The sequence below is a fragment of the Nocardiopsis sp. NPDC058631 genome, assembly GCF_042716955.1.
Lineage (GTDB): Bacteria > Actinomycetota > Actinomycetes > Streptosporangiales > Streptosporangiaceae > Nocardiopsis.
Genome location: NZ_JBHXQY010000039.1, coordinates 17,140 through 37,559 on the forward strand (window position 1 = coordinate 17,140; position 20,420 = coordinate 37,559).

General features: G+C 72.8%; 19 protein-coding genes. 3 read left to right on the forward strand and 16 right to left on the reverse strand.

What is annotated here, in order from left to right:
* Positions 1–234 precede the first annotated feature (234 nt).
* The 3 genes from ACFWTE_RS14990 to rfbA form a co-directional block, all read right to left on the reverse strand.
* Positions 235–393 (reverse strand): hypothetical protein, encoded by a 159-nt coding sequence (locus tag ACFWTE_RS14990; RefSeq protein WP_378779953.1) that lies wholly within the window; start codon positions 391–393, stop codon positions 235–237.
* 171 nt (positions 394–564) lie between these two features.
* Positions 565–1,197 carry a response regulator gene (locus tag ACFWTE_RS14995; RefSeq protein WP_378779955.1) on the reverse strand — a complete coding sequence of 211 codons (633 nt, stop codon included), beginning with the start codon at positions 1,195–1,197 and terminating at the stop codon, positions 565–567.
* Between the two features lie 111 nt (positions 1,198–1,308).
* Positions 1,309–2,199: a glucose-1-phosphate thymidylyltransferase RfbA gene (rfbA, locus tag ACFWTE_RS15000; RefSeq protein ID WP_378779957.1), complete on the reverse strand. Its 891-nt coding sequence runs from the start codon at positions 2,197–2,199 to the stop codon at positions 1,309–1,311.
* An 86-nt stretch (positions 2,200–2,285) separates the two neighbouring features.
* Between rfbA and ACFWTE_RS15005 the strand changes: the two genes are divergently transcribed.
* Positions 2,286–3,479, forward strand: a complete 1,194-nt coding sequence (locus ACFWTE_RS15005; RefSeq protein WP_378779958.1) for a sensor histidine kinase — start codon at positions 2,286–2,288, stop codon at positions 3,477–3,479.
* Between the two features lie 29 nt (positions 3,480–3,508).
* Here the strand turns inward: ACFWTE_RS15005 and ACFWTE_RS15010 are convergent, their stop codons facing one another.
* The 6 genes from ACFWTE_RS15010 to ACFWTE_RS15035 are packed head-to-tail and all read right to left on the reverse strand — an operon-like array spanning position 3,509 to position 9,968.
* Positions 3,509–5,680, reverse strand: coding sequence for a prolyl oligopeptidase family serine peptidase (locus ACFWTE_RS15010; protein WP_378779959.1), 2,172 nt, complete (start codon positions 5,678–5,680; stop codon positions 3,509–3,511).
* The gene (locus ACFWTE_RS15015; RefSeq protein WP_378779960.1) at positions 5,677–6,327 is read right to left on the reverse strand and encodes a flavoprotein; all 651 of its coding nucleotides are present in this window, start codon (positions 6,325–6,327) and stop codon (positions 5,677–5,679) included. Before ACFWTE_RS15015 ends, ACFWTE_RS15010 begins: the two co-directional genes overlap by 4 nt.
* The gene (locus ACFWTE_RS15020; RefSeq protein ID WP_378779961.1) at positions 6,324–7,328 is read right to left on the reverse strand and encodes a hypothetical protein; all 1,005 of its coding nucleotides are present in this window, start codon (positions 7,326–7,328) and stop codon (positions 6,324–6,326) included. Before ACFWTE_RS15020 ends, ACFWTE_RS15015 begins: the two co-directional genes overlap by 4 nt.
* Positions 7,325–8,320, reverse strand: a complete 996-nt coding sequence (locus ACFWTE_RS15025) for a T3SS effector HopA1 family protein (protein ID WP_378779962.1) — start codon at positions 8,318–8,320, stop codon at positions 7,325–7,327. The genes ACFWTE_RS15020 and ACFWTE_RS15025 overlap by 4 nt, the downstream gene beginning before the upstream one ends.
* The gene (locus ACFWTE_RS15030) at positions 8,317–9,357 is read right to left on the reverse strand and encodes a phosphotransferase (protein ID WP_378779963.1); all 1,041 of its coding nucleotides are present in this window, start codon (positions 9,355–9,357) and stop codon (positions 8,317–8,319) included. The genes ACFWTE_RS15025 and ACFWTE_RS15030 overlap by 4 nt, the downstream gene beginning before the upstream one ends.
* On the reverse strand, positions 9,354–9,968 hold the full coding sequence (locus ACFWTE_RS15035) for a hypothetical protein (RefSeq protein WP_378779964.1): 615 nt from the start codon (positions 9,966–9,968) through the stop codon (positions 9,354–9,356). The genes ACFWTE_RS15030 and ACFWTE_RS15035 overlap by 4 nt, the downstream gene beginning before the upstream one ends.
* Positions 9,969–11,793: 1,825 nt before the next feature.
* Between ACFWTE_RS15035 and rfbB the strand changes: the two genes are divergently transcribed.
* Positions 11,794–12,828, forward strand: a complete 1,035-nt coding sequence (rfbB, locus tag ACFWTE_RS15040; protein WP_378779966.1) for a dTDP-glucose 4,6-dehydratase — start codon at positions 11,794–11,796, stop codon at positions 12,826–12,828.
* Between the two features lie 128 nt (positions 12,829–12,956).
* Entirely contained in the window at positions 12,957–13,673 is a 717-nt protein-coding gene (locus ACFWTE_RS15045) for a class I SAM-dependent DNA methyltransferase (protein WP_378779967.1), read from the forward strand.
* 80 nt (positions 13,674–13,753) lie between these two features.
* Here the strand turns inward: ACFWTE_RS15045 and ACFWTE_RS15050 are convergent, their stop codons facing one another.
* The 7 genes from ACFWTE_RS15050 to ACFWTE_RS15080 form a co-directional block, all read right to left on the reverse strand.
* Positions 13,754–15,055, reverse strand: coding sequence for an activator-dependent family glycosyltransferase (locus ACFWTE_RS15050; RefSeq protein ID WP_378779968.1), 1,302 nt, complete (start codon positions 15,053–15,055; stop codon positions 13,754–13,756).
* Positions 15,056–15,191: 136 nt separating this feature from the next.
* Complete coding sequence (locus ACFWTE_RS15055) at positions 15,192–15,455, reverse strand: hypothetical protein (protein WP_378779969.1); 264 nt, start codon at positions 15,453–15,455, stop codon at positions 15,192–15,194.
* A 47-nt stretch (positions 15,456–15,502) separates the two neighbouring features.
* Positions 15,503–16,966, reverse strand: a complete 1,464-nt coding sequence (gene desII, locus ACFWTE_RS15060) for a dTDP-4-amino-4,6-dideoxy-D-glucose ammonia-lyase (protein ID WP_378779970.1) — start codon at positions 16,964–16,966, stop codon at positions 15,503–15,505.
* A complete protein-coding gene (locus ACFWTE_RS15065) occupies positions 16,963–18,234 on the reverse strand; it encodes an aminotransferase class I/II-fold pyridoxal phosphate-dependent enzyme (protein ID WP_378779971.1) in 1,272 nt (423 codons plus the stop codon). Before ACFWTE_RS15065 ends, desII begins: the two co-directional genes overlap by 4 nt.
* A gap of 19 nt (positions 18,235–18,253) precedes the next feature.
* Positions 18,254–18,484: a hypothetical protein gene (locus tag ACFWTE_RS15070; protein WP_378779972.1), complete on the reverse strand. Its 231-nt coding sequence runs from the start codon at positions 18,482–18,484 to the stop codon at positions 18,254–18,256.
* Positions 18,485–18,529: 45 nt separating this feature from the next.
* The gene (locus ACFWTE_RS15075; RefSeq protein ID WP_378779973.1) at positions 18,530–19,348 is read right to left on the reverse strand and encodes an ABC transporter permease; all 819 of its coding nucleotides are present in this window, start codon (positions 19,346–19,348) and stop codon (positions 18,530–18,532) included.
* Complete coding sequence (locus ACFWTE_RS15080; protein ID WP_378779974.1) at positions 19,345–20,340, reverse strand: ABC transporter ATP-binding protein; 996 nt, start codon at positions 20,338–20,340, stop codon at positions 19,345–19,347. The genes ACFWTE_RS15075 and ACFWTE_RS15080 overlap by 4 nt, the downstream gene beginning before the upstream one ends.
* Positions 20,341–20,420 lie beyond the last annotated feature (80 nt).

Consider the following 20,420-nt stretch of genomic DNA (forward strand, 5'->3'; position numbering starts at 1 on the left):
GGTCGCACCACGGGGGCGCCCCGGCGGGCGGGGGCCGGGCCTCCGGGGCCTTGTGCACCCCCTGCGGGGCCGCCCGGACGGAAATCGGAGAAAGGGGGAAAGCCCCCGGGATTCGCTTTGGGCGCCGCCCCCGGGGGCTCGTTCATATTCTCACTCTGAGCACAAAAGAAAGGGCGCGGGTCGACGGTGGGAGTTGTCGACCCGCGCTGAACCAGCTCTCGGCCCTCGTGCGTCCTAGCAGTCGAGGGTGATGGAGATGGTGATGCCGCAGGGAACGCTGGTCGGGGCGTCGGTGCCCTCGTCCATGGTGACGCTCATGTCGTCGTGGGCCACCTGGGCGCCGGCGGTCGCGAGCAGGTCGAGGTCGCCGAAGATGCTGGCGGGCTGGTTCATGCCATTCTCCTTGTGTGACTACTTCCGGAATCCGGAAAACGCGCGGTTTCTCCGGTATTCCGGCGCCCTGTCTGGACTAATACGAGCATCTCTTTTTCGCGTCGGCTGTCCAAGGGGATACGGGAATTTGGCAACTTCGTGCCATCCGGCGTCCCTGAGGGGCGGAGAGGGTCAGATCCAGCCGGACTCGCGGGCCAGTTCGGCCGCCTCGTAGCGGGTACGCACGTTGAGCTTGTCGAGGATCGCGGACAGGTAGTTGCGCACCGTCCCGTTGGCGAGGTGGAGCTTCCTGGCGATGTCCCCGGTGGTGGAGGTCTGGCTGACCTCCGCGAGGATGCTCAGCTCGCGCTCGCTCAGCGGGCAGCTGGGCTCGGCCAGGGCGTCGGCGGCGAGGTAGGGGTCCACGTAGCGGTCGCCCTCGGCCACGCGCCGGATCACGTCGGAGAGCACCTGGGCCGACGTGCTCTTGGCGATGAACCCGTTGGCACCCTCCTTGAGCGCGCGGCGCAGCGCCCCGGGGTTGGCGTGTCGGGTGAGGATGACGCAGCGGGTGGTCGGGCAGTGCTTCTTGAGCCGTTCCAGCAGTACGAGACCGCCGTCGGGCATCTCCACGTCGAGCATCACGATGTCGGGCCGGTGTTCGAGCGCGGCGGCCAGGGCGGCTGTCCCGTTCTCGGCCTGGGCCACCACCGAGATGTCCGGCTCCAGGTCGAGCAGGGCGGCGATCGCCTCCCGGGTCATCGCCTCGTCCTCGGCGAGCAGTACGCGGATCAGGGCCTTCGCCTCCGAACGTGTTGGGGCCACGTGCGTCTGCGTGACACACGCCCCATTATCGCGGCACCCCGGTGCCTCCCGTGACAGCGCGGCTGCGCGCTCCCGGGGCGCCGGCGCGGCCGGACTCCCGGCGCGGCCAGGTCAGGCCCGCTGCGGCGAGCGCGTGAGGTCCTCGGCGATCTCCATGACATAGGTCCCGTACTCGGAGCCGGCCATGCGGGCCCCCAGCTCGTAGCAGTCCTCCGGGGAGATGAACCCCATGCGGAGCGCCACCTCCTCCACACAGGCCACCCGCACCCCCTGCCGGTTCGCCAGGATCTCCACGTACTTGCTGGCCTCCAGGAGGGAGGAGTGCGTTCCGGCGTCCAGCCACATGAACCCGCGCCCCAGCCGCACCAGCCGGGCCCTTCCCTGGCTGACGTACTCGCGGTTGATGTCGGTGATCTCCAGTTCCCCCCGTTTGGAGGGCCTGATCTGCGCCGCGATGTCGACGACGTCCTGGTCGTAGAAGTAGAGGCCGGTGATGGCGTTGTCGGAGCGCGGGTTCAGCGGTTTCTCCTCGATGGACGTGAGGGAGCCGCCCGCGTCCAGCTCACCGATGGCGTAGCGCCCCGGGTCGGACACCTGGTAGCCGAACAGCGCGCACCCCGGGAAGCTCTCCCGGGCGGAGGCGAGCAGGTCGTAGAACCCCGACCCGTGGAAGACGTTGTCGCCCAGGACCAGCGCCGAGTCCTCCCCCCGCACGTGGTCGGCACCGATGACGTACGCCTCGGCGATCCCGCGCGGTTCGTCCTGGCGCGCGTACGTGATGTTCAGCCCCAGGTGCGAGCCGTCGCCGAGGAGCGCGTGCACCGCGTCCAGGGACTCGGGCGCGCAGATGACCAGGATGTCCCTGATGTCCGCGATCATGAGGACGGAGAGCGGGTAGTAGATCAGCGGCTTGTCGTAGACGGGGAGCAGCTGTTTGGAGGTGCACCTGGTCAGCGGGTACAGGCGGCTGCCGCTCCCGCCCGCGAGGAGTATCCCCTTCATACAAGGCCTCTCTTTCGCACCGGTTCGCACCGGCGGATCATCTGTACGATCGGTCCTTACTCGTCGAGCCGCAGGGAGCGAGCCGTATGAACGTCCGTCAACGGCCCGTCGAAGCCACCACTCCGGACGGGATCGTCCTGAGCCACGTGCGCAAGAGCCAGTACCTGACCATGGGGTTCGCCGTGCTCCTGCCGGTCATCGGGCTGGTCACCGGCTCCCCCGGGCTCACCGACGCGGTGTACCTCGCGGGGCTGCTGCTCGCCTTCGTGGTCCTGCGCGCGTTCACCATCGGGCTGACGGGTGAGCTGCCCCCCGACCCCTGGCGGGCGGTACTGGTGTGGTCCCTGGCCCTGGTGGGGGTGTCCGCCGCGACGCTGGCGGCGGCCGGGACCACGGAGCCGTGGCTGTGGCTGGTCCTGCCCGGCACCGCCACGGCGGACGTGATCGCCCTGCGCGAGAACCGGAACGCCTCCGTGTACGCCGCCCTCATCGCGGTGACGATGGCGACGTGCGTCTACCTGGTCATGTGGCCGGAACTGGGCGGCAGCAGCGCGTGGCAGCAGTCCCTGCTGGCCTTCTTCGTCGTGATGTTCATCGGCTACTGGGAGTCCACCGGGCCACTGCTGTGGCGGAGGACCGTCGACGCCGAGGAGACCACGCTGCGTCTGGCCCTGACGGAGGAGCGGCTGCGGATCTCCGAGGACCTGCACGACATCCTCGGGCGTGCGCTGGAGGTGGTCGCGTTCAAGGGCGAACTGGCCTCGCGGCTCATCCGGACCGCCCCCGACCGTGCCGAGCACGAGCTGGAGGAGATGCAGGTGGTGGCGCGCGGCGCGGTCCAGGACGTGCGCGAGCTCGTGCGGGCCCGTCAGACCACCCACGTCGCCGACGAGGTCCAGTCCGCCGAGCGGCTGCTGCGGTCGGCCTCCATCCGCAGCTCCGTGCGCGGATCGTTCGCCGAGGTCCCCGACGAGCTGGCCAACCCGCTCGGCCGCGTGGTGCGGGAGGGCATCACCAACATGCTGCGGCACGCCAACGCCACGACCTGCGAGATCCATCTGACCAGGGACCCGGACGGCTTCGAGCTGGTCGTCCGCAACGACGGCGTCAGCCGGAGGGCGGGCGCGACCCCGCACCGCGGGTCCCGCAGCGGGATCGACAGCCTGCACCGCCACATCGCCGAGTTCGGGGGCGAGCTCACCTCCGAGGAGGAGGGCGCGACCTTCACCCTCACGGCCAGGCTCCCGCCGGCCGCCGGGGCCGGGCCGCGGGAGGGCTGAGGCCGCGCCGGGGCCGGACACGACCGCCCTCACCGGTCCGTGCCCGTCGGCAGCAGTCCGAGCGCCCCGGCCAGGAACGCGAACTCGTCCGCGGCCTGGGCGCGCTTGGCCGACGCCGCCCCGGTCGTGTGCCCCAGGCTGGGCCGCAGGGCGTACAGGGCCGGTCCGGCAGCGCCGTCCCGGCCTCCCGTCCCCTCCCCGTCGCCGGCCCCGGGGGCGCGGGCCGCGATCTGGAGGGCGGCGCAGAACTTGCGGGCGTGCGCCGGGTCCACCCGGCGGTCCAGCTCGAAGGCGGTCAGCAGCGTCGGCGGGTAGCGGGTGCCGAACCGGACGTTGTGGTGCGGCGAGTACCGCAGGAGCGCGGCCCGGTCCCCCGGGTCGTCCGGGTCTCCGTACTCGGAGATCCAGGCGCGCCCCGCCGATCGGCGGTGGAACCCCAGCATGTCCAGGGGAGCCGCCACGCACACGGCTGCGGCGTAGGAGCCGGGGCGGTCCACGACGGCCGCGGCGGCGAGCATCCCGCCGTGCGAGGAACCCAGGAGTCCGAGCCTGCCGGGTTCCGCGGCCTTCGCGTCGACCAGGTGGTCGGCGGCGGCGTGCAGGTCCAGGACGGAGCGGTACTTGGCGCGCCCGCGTGCCGCCTCGCGCCACTGCCCTCCCTCCTCGCCCCCGCCGCGTACGGCGGCCATCGCCCACCGGCCCCCCGCCGCGACCCAGGCCAGGGCCGCGGCCGAGAACGTCGGGGTGTTGGCCAGGCCGAAGCCGCCGTAGACGGTGAGCAGGGTCGGCGCGGGCCCGGTCGCGTCCGCGGCGCCGATGACGAAGACCCGGACGGTGACCCCGTCCTCGGCGGGCGCCTCCAGCCGTTCGCAGACGACCGTGCCGGGGGCGGCGGCGCCCGGGGCGGACAGCGCCGGGAGGGCGGCGGGTTCCCCGACCCGGTACCGCAGGAGCGAGGGCGGGGTGACGAAGTCGGTCCACCCGATCCACGCGTCCCCGGTGCCGTCGACGCTGATCCCGGACACGGTGCCCGTCCCGGGGAGCAGGACCTCCTCGGCGGTCGCGGGTCCGGGGTCCGCCGCTCCGCCGGGCCCCGCGCCCGGCCCGGGAGCGGGTGCCGGGTCGGACGCGGGTGCCGGGTCGGACGCGGGTGGGGGCCGGGTGCCGGAGCGGTGCAGCCGGAGCCGGGACGCCCCCTCCGCCCGCCAGACCGTGAGCAGGGGTGCGTCGGCTCCCGTACCCGCGCCGACCGCCTGGACCAGGACCTCGTCGGGGCGTTCGGGGACCGATTCCCACCAGTCCCCGCCCTCCCCGAGCCGCGCGGTGAGCAGCCGTCCGCGCGGGGCCCCGTGGTCGGTGAGGACGTCGAGGAGCCCTCCGGCCCGGAAGGACGCGGTGCACCCGGACGCGGCGTGCACCGCGCTGAGCCGCGGGGCCGCGGAGGGCTCGGGCGGCAGTTCGCCGACCCACACCCCCGTGCCCTGTGCGCCTCTGGCCTGGACGAGCAACCACCGTCCGGACGGGTCGACGGCGACCCGTTGGGCGAGCCAGTCCCCGGGGACCCCCTCGACGGCGGTGTCGGCGTCCTGGGGGGCACCGATCGTGTGGACGTGGGCGCGCCTGCGGACGGCGCGTCCGTCGGTGGCGGCCCGCACGTAGCAGAGGCCTTCGCCGGGCAGCCAGGCGGCGGGAAGGTGGTGGCACCCGGTCAGGGGGGGTTCGACCGCCTCACCGGAGTCGGCGTCGATCACGGCGATCCGCCCGTCGCCGCCGTCGGCGGAGGCGAGGGACACCGCCAGGCGCGCACCGTCGGGCGAGAGCGACCAACCGGTCAGGACGGTGGTCCCGGTCCCGTCCCAGGCGGCCGGGTCGAAGACCGTGCGGGCGCGGCGGTCGGACCCGGGGTCCGGACGCCGGACGCGCACCAGGACCGGGTGGTCGCGGCCGGGCGTGTGGCGCAGGTAGACGGCGTGGCCGCCGCCCCACTGCGGCAGCCCGTAGGCGCCGACGTCCAGGAAGGGGTCGAGGTGGCGGCGCACGGCGGCCCGCAGGCCGCCGCGGTCCAGGTGGCGGTCGAGCAGGTCGGCCTGGTCGGCCTCCCACTCCGCCACCGCCGCGCCGCCGTCCTCCAACCAGCGGAAGGGGTCGGGGGACCCGTCCCGGGGGACCACGGGGGCCCTGGGCTCCGGGGCGGCGGTCACGCCGCGCTCCCCGTCGGTGCGGCCGTCGGGTCGGTGGCCGTCGGATCGGCGGCCGTCGGATCGGTGGCGGACGGGTCGGTGGCCACAGCGCCGGACGACGCCACGGCCTTGAGCACGGAGAAGATGGACGGCATGGCCCCGTCGTCGCCCTTCCCGGTGTGCGCCGAGACGCCCTTCTCGGTCGCGACCACGTGGAACCCGTCCTCGGCGAGGAGGCCGAGGTTGCGTCGCACCGCCTGCGAGCCCATCCGGGGGCCGCCCAAAGACGGGACGACGAACACCGGTGCCTCCGTGAAGGACACCGTCGCCAGCGCGAGGCTGTCGGTGATGCCGTGGGCGCACTTGGCGACGAACGCGCCGGTGGCCGGGACCACCATCGCCAGGTCGGCCCACTCGGCGGCTTCGCGGTGCTCGACGGATCCTCCGCCGGGCCGCCAGTCGGGGCCGAGCACGGGGTTGGTGGAGAGCGCGGCGAGGGCGTCGGCGGAGACCAGGCGGGTGGCCGCGTGGGTCAGGCAGACCCTCACGTTCCAGCCGTAGAGCTCACGCAGGTACAGGACCCAGCCCGGGAGCAGGGCGACGGGCAGCGCGCCCGTCCCCACCAGGAGGACGTTGCCCCGGGGCAGGGAGAGTCGGGGGGTGTTCACGGTGACACGCTCCTCTGGCGTCGGTCTGTGCCGGGCGAGGGGGCCGCGTCGCGCGGCCCGGATCCGCCCTGTTCGAGCAGGCTCTGGACGACGGCCATCTCCAGGGTGACCGTCGCGGGGTTCAGGCCGACGGCGGCGGCCAGCCTGCGCGCGTGGTCGACCATGAGCACGGCGGTCCCGGTGCGCAGCACCTGCGGCGAGTGGCGGCCCGTGCCGGCGGCCAGGACGCCGTAGCCGGAGGCGACCCGGTTCAGGGAGGGGGCGCTGGCCTTGCCGGCCACCGAGAAGAGGCGGGCGACGAGGGCGAGTTCGGCGAGGACTCGGCAGGTGTCCAGGACGAGTGGGGCGGGTGCGGCGGGCAGCAGGACGGTGAGGCGGCCGGGGTCCGGGCCCCCGCCTTCCCCGTCGGCGTCGGTGGCCCGGGGCGGCGCCGCGCCTGCGGGCACGGCGGTCTCTCCGGTGTCCGGGTTCCCGGAGGGGTCGGCGGCCCCGGTGAGGACCAGGCGTCCGAGTCCCAGCGTGCGGTGGGCGCCGTGGTCCAGGAACGCCGGGTGCGGCGCCCGGCCGCCGAGCAGGTCCAGGACGTGGCGCGCGTCCGCGATCCCAGCATCGGCGCACTCCCCCAGGAACGCACGTGCCGTCTCCCAGACCGGTGGGAGGGAGCCGTCCTCCTGCGGTACGGGCCCGTCCGGTCGGGGGCGGCCCTCCACCGCGAGGTGGACCAGTGCGGGGATCTCGCGTTCGGCCTCCGACGGCAGCGGGGCGGGGACGCGGAGGACGTCGGCCACCGCGCGCTCGCCCGGAACTGCGGGGAACGCCTCGTACCCCCGGCGGGCCGCGTCCCACCGGGCCTCCGCGAACACCACGGGTCCCGGTTCCGCGGGGGGCGGCGGCCCCGAGGTACCGGGCGGCGCGGGCGGCGCGGGCAGGAACCAGTCCCAGGCCCCGTCGCGGGGCTCGACCCTTCTGGCGGGCGGCGGGGTGCGCGGTTCGGCGGTCACGGCGTCGGGCCTCCTTCGGCGGGGCCGGCGAGGGCGGCGAGGATCCTGGCGTCGAGCCCGTCGGTCCCGTGGGCGGCCAGGGAGCGTGCGAAGAGGTCGGCGAGCCCGGCCCCGAAACTGCCCGCGGTGAGGCCCGGCGGGTGCACGGCCAGGCCGGTCCCCCGGGCCACCCGCGTCGAGAACCCGGGCACGGCGTCCACGAGGGTCTCGGGCAGGCCCGAGTCGCGCAGGGCTTCGACGGTGCGCCCGGTGTCGGCGGCGTCCAGGTAGAGGACGAAGGAGTCGGGCCGGGGCCGCGCGGTGCCCCGGATCGCCGCCTTGGCCTGCCAGGGGGCGTCGAGCCGTTCGAGGGCTTCGAGGACGGCACCCAACACCTTCCGGTCCGTGAGGGACGGCAGGTGCAGGTAGAGGCGGGCGCGGGGTCGAAGGGCCGGACCGTTCGGCCCGGTGTAGCCGAACCAGCCGAAGAGCGCCCCCGGCCGGGCGCGGGGCAGTCGCAGGACTGCGGTGCCGTCGGGGCGGTGGTCCACGTCCGCCTCGGGCATCCGCAGTCGGACGCCCCGTTTCTCGGCGAGCACCCCTGTGCCGTCGGCGCCCCGGACGTCCCATCCGCCGTCCGGCCAGGTTCCGGCGGCGAGTTCGGTGAGCAGGGCGAGGGCCGCGGAGTCGGTGCGCGTGTCGGGCGGTTCGGGGTCCCCCGCCAGGTGGACGTCGCGGTAGATCCAGCTGCGCAGCCGCGCCACGAGGCGGGGGTGCCCGGGTTCCTCGCTGAGTTCTCCGGTGGTCCCGCGCCTCCAGCGCCCGCGCTCCTGCGCCGGGCGGACCGCGCCGGTGACCAGCGCGCACCAGGCGCGGACGGCCTCCGGGGACACCGCGGTCGGGTCACCGGCGGGGGCTGCGGGGCCGAGGGGGTCCGCGGCGGAGGACCGGGAGGCGGGTGCCCCGGCCGTTCCGGGGGTGGCGGTCCTCGGTTCCGTCCGTCCGGCGGTCACGCCGCCCCTCCCTCGTCCAGGACCGCCCGCAGTCGGGCGGCGGCCGCGGGCAGGTCGCCGAGCATGCCGACCACGGCGTGTTGGAGGACGACGGGCACGGTGCCGACCTGGCTGCCGATCGTCGCCAGGGACTGGGCCCGGCAGAAGAGCCGGGATCCCGTGAGCAGGAGCAGCCGTTCGAGGTCGGGTTCCAGGCCGCGTACCTCCCGGTAGCCGTCGAGCATCAGCGCGAAGTACGCGAAGGTCTCCTCCGCTGCGGCGGTGACGGCCGCGCGGACCTCGCCCGGGTCCTCCGCGCGCGCGTTCAGGATGCGGTGGTGGAGCGAGGAGGCGAGGACGCCCGCGAGGAACGCGGCCAGGTCCTCGTGCGGGTCGCCCCGCCCGGCCAGCTCCCAGTCGATGAGGGTGAGCCCGGCGCCGGGACGGACGAGGATGTTGTCGGGTTTGAGGTCGCCGTGGACGAACACCGTCCCGTCCTGTCCGGCCTCGGCGACCGACTCCAGTGCGCGGCGTGCCCCCGGGTGGCGGTCGAGTGCCCGGAGCATCGCGATGACCTGGTCGGACGTGGTGGCGTACTCGTCCGGTCCGAGGGGGAACAGGCGGGGGCGTTCGGGGGCGGCGGGGGCGAGGCCGGCCGGGTCGAGGCCGTGCAGGGTCGCGGTGAGGACGCCGCAGAGGCGCGCGGAGGAGGTGTCCCCCTCCCTGGCGAGTGCGTCCTGGAGCGTGGTGTCCTCGGCCCCCGCCTCGAAGACCAGGTGTGCGTCGTCGTGCCAGACGGGGGCGGAGCAGAGGGCGGCCCCGTCGGGGGTGCGGGCGGAGGCGGCAAGCTCGTTGGCCAGGCGCTCGCGGAGCAGGGACTCGGCTCCGGCCGCGTGTCCGCGGGCGCGTTTGACGACGAGGTGCCGCCCCTCGTGCTCGACCCGGAAGACGCGCGGGTGGAAGGGGATCGCGCGTGCGTTGCGGAGCACGGCGCCGATGTCGTCCACCAGGGGCGCGGGCCCCGGGAGGGTGGGTTCGTGTACGACCGTGCGGCTCACAGCAGGCCTCTCTGGGTGAGTCTGACCGCGGTCTGGAAGCGGTTGCGGGCGTTGACCATCTCCTTGATCCCCGCGACGTGTCTGCGGAAGGTGCGCAGGGACGTGCCCAGCTCCCTGGCGGCGTCCTCGTCGCTCAGCCCCTCGCTGAGGAGTCGGATGATCTCGTTCGTCAGGACGTTGGAGATCGTCTCGCAGGTGTCGTCCGCGTTCTCGGGCACGGCGTCGAGGGGGGTGGCCGACCGCCAGGCGAGGTCGAACAGGGTACGCATTCCGGAGACCATCGTCTGTTCACGCAGCACGGTGACGCGTTCGTTGTCGCCCTTGCCCTGGGAGGCGATCACCGCGAGGGTGTGGTCGACGAGCGCGAGGTAGTGCGGAACGGAGTCGGCGACGCGGATGCGCGCGCCGCAGTCCCGCTGCTGGCGGATGGCGCCGCGCAGGGCGGCGTCCGCCAGGTTCCTCCGGTCACTCACCACCTGGACCTTCAGGCCCGAGGCGAGCGTCCTCGCGGACGCGGTGCGCAGAGCCGTCCGGGCCCCGATGGTGGCGGGGTAGAAGACCCTGATCTCACGGGCGCTGTCACGGGCCAGGGTTCCGAGGAACGTGTCCATGCTGATCGTGGAGGGAAAGGTCGTTAAAGCACCGGGGACGTGTTTCGGTACTTCATGAGAAACCATGCATCCTCCGTGAGGAGCTGGCCGGACCATCGGCCGGCCTTTGCTACGCGGACGGGGGCCAGGACGTAAGTCGAATCTCCTCTCCTCCGACGGCACGGTAGTTCCATAAACACCACCGGAGGACCGGAAACCCAATGGGGGAATCCTGGTGACCGGCAGGGCACACCATAGCCGCGAGCCTCCCGGCAATTCAACCCCCTCAACAGTTCACGCCCTCTAATCCGAGTACTCCCAGTGGCGAATCAGCAGGACTGCCGACTGCCGGGCATGACAGTGTAAGAAGAATATGATGACCGCATTATTTCGTTGGGATAAATGGCATGGTCCGGCGTTTTTGAATTTTCGCCGGCGCCTCGGTTCCGTCACCGAACCGCCGCCCGCCGCCCACCGGTCACCACGCCTGAGCTGCAAGGGCACCTCTCCACACAGAGCCACCCGCGCCCGGCGGGCCGCCACCCGACCGCCGCCGACCGACCCACCAGGGAGAAGACGGAACCTCCCGAACCGGATTCGGCGGAGCGCGCCGTGACGACCTTTTCCGCGTGCGGGTTCGTGACAGCGCAAAAAAACTTGGACGTCAAATATCTGTGCACTCCTCCCTCAGTTGGTTCGCCACGTGCGCACGGAGACGGGGCACCCGATAAGGCTGTTCTCCTACCAGCAGGGGAAAAACTGGTAAAGCACGCTCCCCACCGTTCCGTACGCACCGGCAACCCGCGATCGACCTGGAGTCGAAGGAGAATCCGCGGCGAGGCGGCCCTGCCCCGGCCAGTCTGCCCGCCGACACCGCCGGACGAGCGCAATCCGACACTTCAGACCTATCGGACGAAAATCTTCCAACTATGCCAAAAGACGATAATTGCTGATACATCCCATGCGTGCAGGTGTAATGCCGCCACCTGACAGCCGCCACACCGCCGTGAGCGGCCCCTCCTCCCGGGAACGCGCTAGGTGACCAGCGTGGAACCCGAGCCCACCCGCCGACACCGCCCCCGGCGACGCAGGCCGCCCCGCAGCGTCCACCGCAACCTGCGGGGACACCGAGCAGTGAAAACACACGCGCAGGCCTCGGATTCGTCCACCCTGACGCCCGGTAGCGGAAAACACGAAAAAGATTCAGGAACGAGGGGCACAGAAAAGGCCGGAAGAGGCATCAGGGAAGGGCGGACAAGGAAAAGGCGGCGCGAAGTCGCCGCAAAACAGGGGTCACGGCACCGGAAGAGACCGGTCCGGGTCGAAACAAAGGGCAAGGGCTTCGGCCAGGTACGGCGCGCGCCACCCGATTCGTTCGACGGTACAACGAAAGGGGCGGTGTCATTCCCGGCCCGGATCCGCGACCCCGAACGGAACTATCCCCACCGCCCCTTCCCCACCCCTCCTGCCGGAGGCCGTTCTCCGCCTCCACCGGACACCCTGCGGAATCCACCGGTAAATCCCGGAACTCCGCCCCGGACAGGCGGCCCTTCGCACAATGAATACGAATTCTAACTTACCGTGATGTAATCCATTGTCATGACAGCTCCCCCTTACCCCCGGCGGTGACACCGTGTTAGAAACGCAGGTGCCGGGGTTCCGGGGGACCGCCGTCCCACAATGGCCGGACCCGCAGAGCGGACCGTATTAACCGCGTTCCGCACTCCTCCCTCGGCGGGGAAAGTACGGTGCCGGCGCCCCGGCACGAGAGTGTCGGCCCGGCCCGGCCCTTCCGTATTCCCGGTAGGGCGCCCCACCACAACTGCGGAGAGGCGGTATCCACCAGATGTCCACCCGAATCCTGGTGACCGGAGGAGCGGGTTTCATCGGCTCCCACTACGTGCGCGGCCTCCTGGGTCCGGGCGGCCCCGGCGACGTGTCGGTGGTCGTGCTCGACAGACTCACCTACGCGGGGAACACCGCCAACCTGGCCGCGGTCGCCGACGACCCGAGGCTGGCCTTCGTCCGGGGCGACGTCTGCGACGCCGACCTGGTGGACTCGCTGACACGGGATGTGGACCAGGTCGTCCACCTCGCCGCCGAGTCACACGTGGACCGCTCCCTGGCGGACGGGGGCGCGTTCGTGCGCACCAACGTCCTGGGGACCCAGACCCTGCTGGACGCCGCCCTCCGGCACGGCACGGGCCCGTTCGTGTACGTGTCGACCGACGAGGTGTACGGGTCCGTGTCCGCGGGCTCCAGCACGGAGGACTCCCCCCTGCTGCCCAGCTCCCCCTACTCGGCGTCCAAGGCCGCCGGCGACCTGGTCGCCCTGTCCTACGCGGCCAGCCACGGCATGGACGTCCGGGTGACCCGCTGCTCCAACAACTACGGACCCCACCAGTACCCGGAGAAGATCGTCCCGCTGTTCGTCACGAACCTGCTCGACGGCCTGCGCGTACCCCTCTACGGGGACGGGACCCACGTCCGCGACTGGCTTCACGTGGACGACCACACGCGGGGCATCGAACTCGTGCGGACCCGCGGCGTCCCGGGCGAGGTCTACAACATCGGCGGCGGCACGGAGCTGAGCAACACCGACCTGACCGCCCTCCTGCTCGACGCCTGCGGCGCCGGTCCGGAGATGGTCGAGCGGGTCGCCGACCGCCCGGGGCACGACCGGCGCTACTCCGTCGACTGGACGAAGATCCGCGACACGCTCGGCTACCGCCCCCGGTACGGGCTGGCGGCGGGGATCGCGGAGACCGTGGAGTGGTACCGGATCAACAGGGACTGGTGGGAACCCCTGCGTGCGGCCTCCGGCCCCGTGCGCGCCGAGGACGCGGCGCCGTCCACGCAACCGCTGACCGCCACCCTCTGACCGGCTCCGCCCCCCCGGGCCGCTCCACGCGCCCGCCGCACTGCCCACCCTGCCCGCACTGCCCACCCTGCCCACACGACCCGACCGACCCGACCGACCCGACCGACCCGACCGACACGAGGAGCCGCATGTACACCGCAGACCACGCCGAGGTCTACGACCTCGTCTACGAGGGCCGGGGCAAGGACTACGAGGCGGAGGCCGCCGACGTGCTCGCACTGGTGGAGGAGCGCGCGGGCGCGCCCGCGGAGTCCCTCCTGGACGTCGCCTGCGGCACGGGCACCCATCTGCGCCACTTCGCCGCCGGGGTGGGGCACGCGGACGGGCTGGAGCTGTCCGGGGAGATGCTCGACCTGGCACGGCGCCGCGCCCCCTCCGCGGGGCTGCACCAGGGGGACATGCGCGGTTTCGACCTCGGCCGCACCTACACGGCGGTGGTCTGCATGTTCAGCTCCATCGGCTACATGCGCGACACCGCCGAGCTCGGTGCCGCCCTGCGCGCGTTCGCCGACCACCTCGACCCCGGAGGGGTGGCCGTCGTGGAGCCCTGGTGGTTCCCGGACACCTTCCTCGGCGACTACGTCTCCGCGCACGTCGTCGGAGACGACCGGCGGACGGTGTCACGCGTGTCGTACTCGGTGCTCAAGGGCGACGCCACGCACATGGAGGTCCACTTCGTGGTGGCGGAGCCGGGTGTCGGCGTGCGGCACTTCACCGACGTCCACGAGATCACGCTGTTCACCCGCGAGGAGTACGAGGCGGCGTTCACCGGCGCGGGCCTGTCCGTGGAGTTCCTGGACGGGCCGTCCGGGCGGGGGCTGTTCGTGGGAGTCAAGGGCCGCTGACCGGCGGCGCCCCGGGATCGGGGGCCGGGCGGGGCGGAGGGGGACCCCTGACCGCCCCCTCCGCCCGGCCCGGCCCGCCGTCAGACGGGGACGACCGCGCCGGCAGTGCCCGCCCGGTGCCTGGCGGTGTGCTGTTCGAGCCAGGGGACGACCTCGCTGGGCAGCGGCATCGTCCGCGCCTCCTCCCTCAGCACCGCGGCCCCCTCCGCGAAGGCGGGTTCGGACAGGACGGTCCCCAGCGCGTCACGCACCCGCGCGGCCAGGCCCTCCGGTCCCTCCTCCACGACCAGCCCCGCGCCCTTGCGCTCCAGGCGGCGGGCGCGGGCGGGCGTGTCGTAGACCTCGGGCAGGATCACCTGCGGCACCCCCGCGAGCATGGCCGTGGAGAACACCCCGATGCCCCCGTGGTGGACCACGGCCGCACAGGTCGGGAACAGGGCGTTGAACGGCACGAAGTCCACCAGCCGGACGTTGTCCGGGACCGTGCCCAGCAGCCCGGCCCTCTGCTCCTTGCCGAAGGTGGCCACGACCTCGGCGTCCACCTCCCCCAGGGACTCGATCAGCTCCTGGGCGTCGGCCAGCGGGGCACCCACGCGGTCCTTGAACGTGGCACCCAGGGTGAGGCACACGCGCGGCCGGTCGGACGGGGCCAGAATCCAGTCGGGCAGTTCCGCCGAGCCGTTGTAGGGGACGTACCGCATGGGAAGGACCGGCCGGTCCGTGTTGAGCCGGAACGACTCCGGCAGCTGGTCCACGGTGAACTGCCCCGTGGTCAGCTCCTCGCTGAAGCCCACCCCGAAACGGGCCGCCTGGCGTGTGATCCACTCCTGCATGGCGTCGGGCCGGTCGTCCCCGGGCCGCTGCTCCTTGAGCTCCACGTACCGCTCCCGGTAACGGCCCTTGAAGTCGAGGGCCCAGGTCATCCGACCGTGGGCGGCGCCGCAGGCCTCGGCGGCGATCGCCCCGGCGACGGTGGTGGACTCCCAGATCACCAGCTCCGGTCCCCACGTCCGGCAGAAGCCGACCAGGTCGTACAGGAGCGGATCGTTGATCATCCGGTACTCCCAGTCGACCAGCGCGCCGAAGTGCTCGCCCAGGTGCTCCCAGGTGAGCTCGTCGTCGGGGGCGTCCCCCCGCGTGTAGAAGGGGCTCCGCGCGGCCCGGTCCTGCTGGGCCAGGTGGGAGCGGCGCTTCATGTAGCTCCACATGACGTGGTCGCGTCCGAGGGACACGGCCGTCAGACCCGCCCTGCGGACGAACTCGACCGACTCGGGGTGGCCCGCGACCAGGACGTCGTGGCCGGCGGCCCCGAGCGCCCACGCGAGGGAGACCATCCCCTTCACATTGCTGTCTTCCGGATAGGTCACGAACAGGACGCGCAAGGCATGATCCTCTCTCTCGGGCCGGTGGCCGCCGGTGTTCCCCCGGGGCGAACGGCCTGGCGTCAGGCGGGAGTCCGGGGCGGCCCGGCCGCGTCCGGGCTCCCCGTGGTCGGGGCGCCGTTGGCTCGGACGCCGGTCAGGACCTCTCGGAGAGGGCGTCGGCGACGATGCCCGCGACGTCCTCCGTGCTGCCGCCCGAGAGCCGGTTGACCCTCTCGACCAGGAGCACGTCGAACTCCTCCTCCAGGTAGACCCCGAACTGGAACCGGGTGAACCCGTCCATGAAGTCGAGCCCCACCGGCGCGGGCTCGGGCGGCTCCAGGCCGTCGCGGCCCACCGCCATGTCCTTGACCTCCAGGGCCAGGGCCCGTACCCGGGGGTGCAGTTCGTCTCGGTGCATGCTCGTCCCTTCGTCGGTCCCGGTGTCCCGGGCTCGGACTGCGGCGGTCACCGCAGGAATCCGCGGGCCGGGCCCCAGCCCGCGGCGAGGTCCGCCTCCAGCTGGTTGAGGCGGCCGGTGACGACCTGGTCGTAACCGTCCATGAAGTACTCGTCGCCGGGGTGCGGCTCCACCCGCGCCCCGTCGGCGACGAAGCGGTCGACGACGTCGAGGAGGCCGGTCCCCGGGCCGACCCGGCCGGCGACGTAGCGGTCGGCGCCCGCCAGGTCCGGGAACCCTGCCTCCCGGTAGAGGTAGACGTCGCCCCGGATGTCGACCTGCACCGCGACCTGGGGGTGCGCGGTGGGCCGCATCGTCTCGGGGGTGATGCGCGGGAGGACGGCGTCGGCCCCGGCCATCAGCCCGTGGAGGGCGTACCCGTAGTCCACGTGCAGGGACGGGGTGCGCTCGGCGGCGCGTTCGGCGAAGGCGTGCAGGACCTCCTGGAGCCGTTCGCGCTCCCCGTCGTCCAGTCGGCCGTCCTCGCGCCCGCTGTAGTCCTGGCGCAGCGTCAGGAAGTCCAGCGGCCGGTCGGGGGCGGCCCGGTCCAGTTCCGCGACGAAGTCCACGAGGTCGAGGAGGCGGTGGGCCCTCCCCGGCAGGATCAGGTAGCTCAGGCCGAGCCGGACGGGGGACCGTCGCTCCGCGCGCAGTGCCTGGAAGCGCAGCAGGTTCTCGCGCACCCGGCCGAACGCGCGCCGCTTGCCGGTGGTGGCCTCGTACTCGTCGTCGTCCAACCCGTACAGGGAGGTGCGGACGGCACCCAGGTCCCACAGGCCGGGCTGGCGGTTGAGCGTGGCGTCCGTCAGCGCGAACGCGTTGGTGTACATGGTGATCCGGAAGCCGCGGGACGCCGCGCGGGTGACGAGGGAGCCCAGGCCGGGGTTGGTCAGGGGTTCCAGCCCGCCGGAGACGTACAGGGTGTCGGGGTTGTCCGTCGGCAGTTCGTCGATGACGGCGGCCAGGCGCTCGTTGCCGGGTCCGAGTTCGGCCGCGTCGTAGCGCGCCCCGGTCACCCGGACGCAGAAGTGGCAGCGGAACATACAGGTGGGGCCGGGGTAGAGGCCCACGCTGTGGGGGTGGACGCGCCCGCCGTCCAGGACCGCGTCGAGGACGCCGCGGCGCTCCAGGGGGAGGACGGTGTTGGTCCAGTACCGGCCGGCCGGTCCCGCCTCGACCGCCTCGCGGAGTTCGGGCAGGCGGCCGAACAGGTCGAGGAGGAGCGCGAACCGCGCCCGGTCGGCGCCGAGGTCGCTGCGGGCCTCCTCCAGCGTGGTGAAGGGGTCGTTGCCGTACCTGCGCGCAAGGGCGACCAGCTGCTCGGAGGCGTGCCGCCCGGGGGCGGTGGCGTGGGGTTCCCCGACGGTCAGCCCCCGGTCGTCCATGCGTCGGCGGACCTCCTCGGCGGCGGCCCGCGCGTCACCTCCCGGCAGGGCGCATCCGAGAACGGGATCCTGGCTCAGCGTGGTCATCGGGGGGCTCCTGTCGTTGGTCGCTTCCAGGTCACGGGTAGGGCCGCCCTGCCGGCCGGTGCCATGGCCCTCTCCCTGACAGCACCGTGCGCCCTCGCCGTGACCTCGGCTCCCCTGGCGGCGGTCAGGCGGATGATGTCGCACACGGCGCCGACGTCCTCGGGTGAGACCGCGGTCCCGGTCGGGAGGGCGAGGACGCGCTCGGCGAGGTGCTCGGTGTGGGGGAGGGCGGCGTGGCCGAGTGAGGCGTAGGGCTCCGTCTGGTGGCAGGCCGGGGAGAAGTAGGGGCGGGTCAGGATGTTCTCTTCGTGCAGGACGCGCTGGAGGAGGTCGCGGTCCAGGCCGGTCCGCGCGGGGTCGACCCGGATGACGACGTACTGGAAGTTGGGGGACTCGGCGGGGACGAAGTCCTCCAGGGCGATGCCCGGTACGCCGGTGAGCCCCGCCCGGTAGGCCTCGTGGTTGCCCCGGTTGTGCCGGACGGTGTCCGCGAAGGCGTCCAGGGAGGTCAGGGCCATGGCTGCGGAGGCCTCGCCCATCTTGGCGTTGGTACCGCCGAAGGGGCTCAGTTCGGCGATCCCGGTCCCGAAGCTCTGGAGGGACCGCAGCCGCTCGGCGGTGCGGTCGTCGTCGGTGACGACCGCACCGCCCTCGAAGGCGCCGACGACCTTGGTGGCGTGCAGGCTGAACACCTCGGCGTCCCCGGAGCCGCCCACCGGGCGGCCCCCCACCGCACAGCCGATGGCGTGCGCCGCGTCGAAGTAGAGGTCGAGCCCGTGCTCGGCGACCAGGTCCTCCAACGCGTCCACGGGGCAGGGCCGCCCCCACAGGTGGACGCCGACGACCGCGGACGTTCGCGGAGTGATCAGGGCGCGTGCGTGGGCGGGGTCGATCTGACCCGTGTCGGGGTCGATGTCGCAGAAGACGGGTTCGAGGCCGATCCACCGCATCGCGTGGGCCGTGGCCACGAACGTCATCGACGGCATGACCACCTCTCCGGTGACGCCCCGCGCCCGTGCCAGGACCTGCATCGCCGTGGTCGCGTTGCACATCGCCACGCAGTGGCGCACCCCGGCCATCCCGGCGAGCCGACCCTCCAGTTCGCGCACGAGGGGCCCGCCGTTGGAGTGGCACCCGCTGTCCAGGACCCGGTCCAGGCGCTCGTACAGCGCGCGCCGGTCGATCCTCCCGGGGCGGCCCACCGCGAGGGGTTCGGTGAACGCGGCGCGCCCCCCGAACAGTGCCAGGTCGTCGACCGTGGTCTTCATGACGGCTCGCCCCCGCCCGTCAGCGCTCGGACGGACGGCTGTCGGCGCGCAGGGTGGCCGCGACGGCGATCACGCGCCCCACCGCGTAGACGAGGATGGCGGCGACGCCGAGCACCTGGATCAGGGGCCGGTCGGCGGCGAACAGGTAGACGACGGCGGCCACGGCCGCGACGGTGATCAACTGGACCACGATCTCCTGCCCGATGCTGGGGCTGAGCTTGAGGCCGGAAAGCGCGTAGAGGAAGTCCATGTCATCTCCTTGCGGGGTGGGGCTTCGGGTGGGGTCCGTGGGCGGTCAGGAACGCGGTTCCCAGCGCCAGGTACGCCTGGCGACGAGGATCGCGACGACGGTCCAGCCGACGAGGAGCAGGATGTCTGCTGCGACCGGGGAGAGCGGCACCGGCAGGGTTTCGAGCCCCGCCCCGGGGCCTCCCCACCCCTTGGCGATCAGGTCGGCGGCCGGGACCAGGGGGATGAGCATCGAGGCCCACGCGACGGCCTCGATCCGGTAGTCGAGCAGCTGGGCCCCGATGACCGCCAGGATGAGCAGGGGCATCATGGTGAACATGACGCGTTCGTGGTTGCCGGTCACCGCGACGACGAACGTCGCGAGGACGAGGGCGAGCACCAGGCCGAGACCCACCCCGAGCAGCACCAGGAACGGGTTCTGGGGCAGGGGCGCTCCGGTCGCGAGGAACACGGCGAGCATCAGCACCATCTGGATGAGGCCGAGGACCGCGATCGCGAGCAGGCTCGCGGAGATCAGTTCCGCCCCGTCGAGCTCGGTGGTGCGCAGCCGCTTGAACACGAGGGTGTCCCGGCGTGCGGACAGCTGGGTCGCCGTGCTCATGTACGGGGTCATCATCAGCGCGTACATGAAGTAGACGCCGAGCGTCGCGCCCCACTGGACCGCGGTCTCGGGGCGCTGCCCCAGGTAGGAGATGCCGACGAGCATCATCGGCAGGAGCAGGGCGACGGCTGTCACGCCCTTGCGCCGGAAGGTGAGCCGGAGCTCGGCGCGGGTGAGGGCGAACATCAGGGTGAAGCGCCCGGGGCCGCGCCCGGGGCCCGCCGCGGCCCGTCCGGCGTCGTGGTGGGTGGCGGAGGTCGTCACGAGGTGGTCACATCCTCTTTCGCGTGGGTGGTCTCCTCGGCGTTCGCGGGCCCGGACTCATCGAGCCGCCCCGCGCCGACGCGGATGGCGTGGAAGAGGTTCTCCAGCGTCGCCGCCTGGGCGTGGAGGTCCGTCAGGGCGACCCCCCGGTTGTCGGCCCAGGTCAGGAGGGTCGTGAGATCGGCCTGGAGCACGGGGGTCTCGATCCGGAGGAGGTGCTCGGCCCCGTCGGGCCGCCGCTGCACGCTGAGGGCTCCGGAGACGTCGGGGAGCCCGCCGACCGCGTCCTCGGGCAGCCCCGCGGTGATGGTGGCGGGGTAGGAGGCCAGCACGTCGCGTTTGGTGCCCGCGACCGCGACCCGCCCCTCGTGCATGATGGCGAGGCGGTCGGCGAGCGCCTCCGCCTCCTCCAGGTAGTGCGTGGTGAGCATGATGGTCGTGCCCTTGGCGCGCAGCTCGTCCACCAGGCCCCAGAGGCGTCGGCGCGACTCCGGGTCGAGCCCGGTGGTGGGTTCGTCGAGGACGACCAGTTCGGGGGAGCCCCAGACGGACAGGGCGATGTCGAGGCGGCGCTTCTCACCGCCGGACAGCTTGTCCAGCCGGACGTGGGCGCGGTGTGACAGGTCCACGCGCGCCATGGCGGAGTCGGGGTCGTCCTGGCGGCCGGAGATGGAGCTCCAGAGCACGATCATCTCCCGCACCGTCATCTCGGGGAGGAAGCCGGCCTCCTGGAGCATGAACCCGGTGCGGCGCCGCAGGGCGCGTCGTTGCCGGAAGGGGTCCAGACCCAGGACGCGGATCTCACCCGCGTCGGGGCGCCGGTAGCCCTGGATCAGCTCCAGCGAGGTGGTCTTTCCGGCACCGTTGGTGCCCAGGAGGGCGAAGACCTCGCCTCTCGTGGCCTGGAGCGACACGTCCTCGACGGCCTTGTAGGTGCCGTAGGAATAACACAGACCGCTGACGTCGACGGCGAGTTCCGGCGGAGTAGACATGACTCCACTGTCACAGCGGGCCTCTCACACGCGTAAGTAACGTGCTGTCACCCATTCGCGGTGACACCGGCCCGCACGTG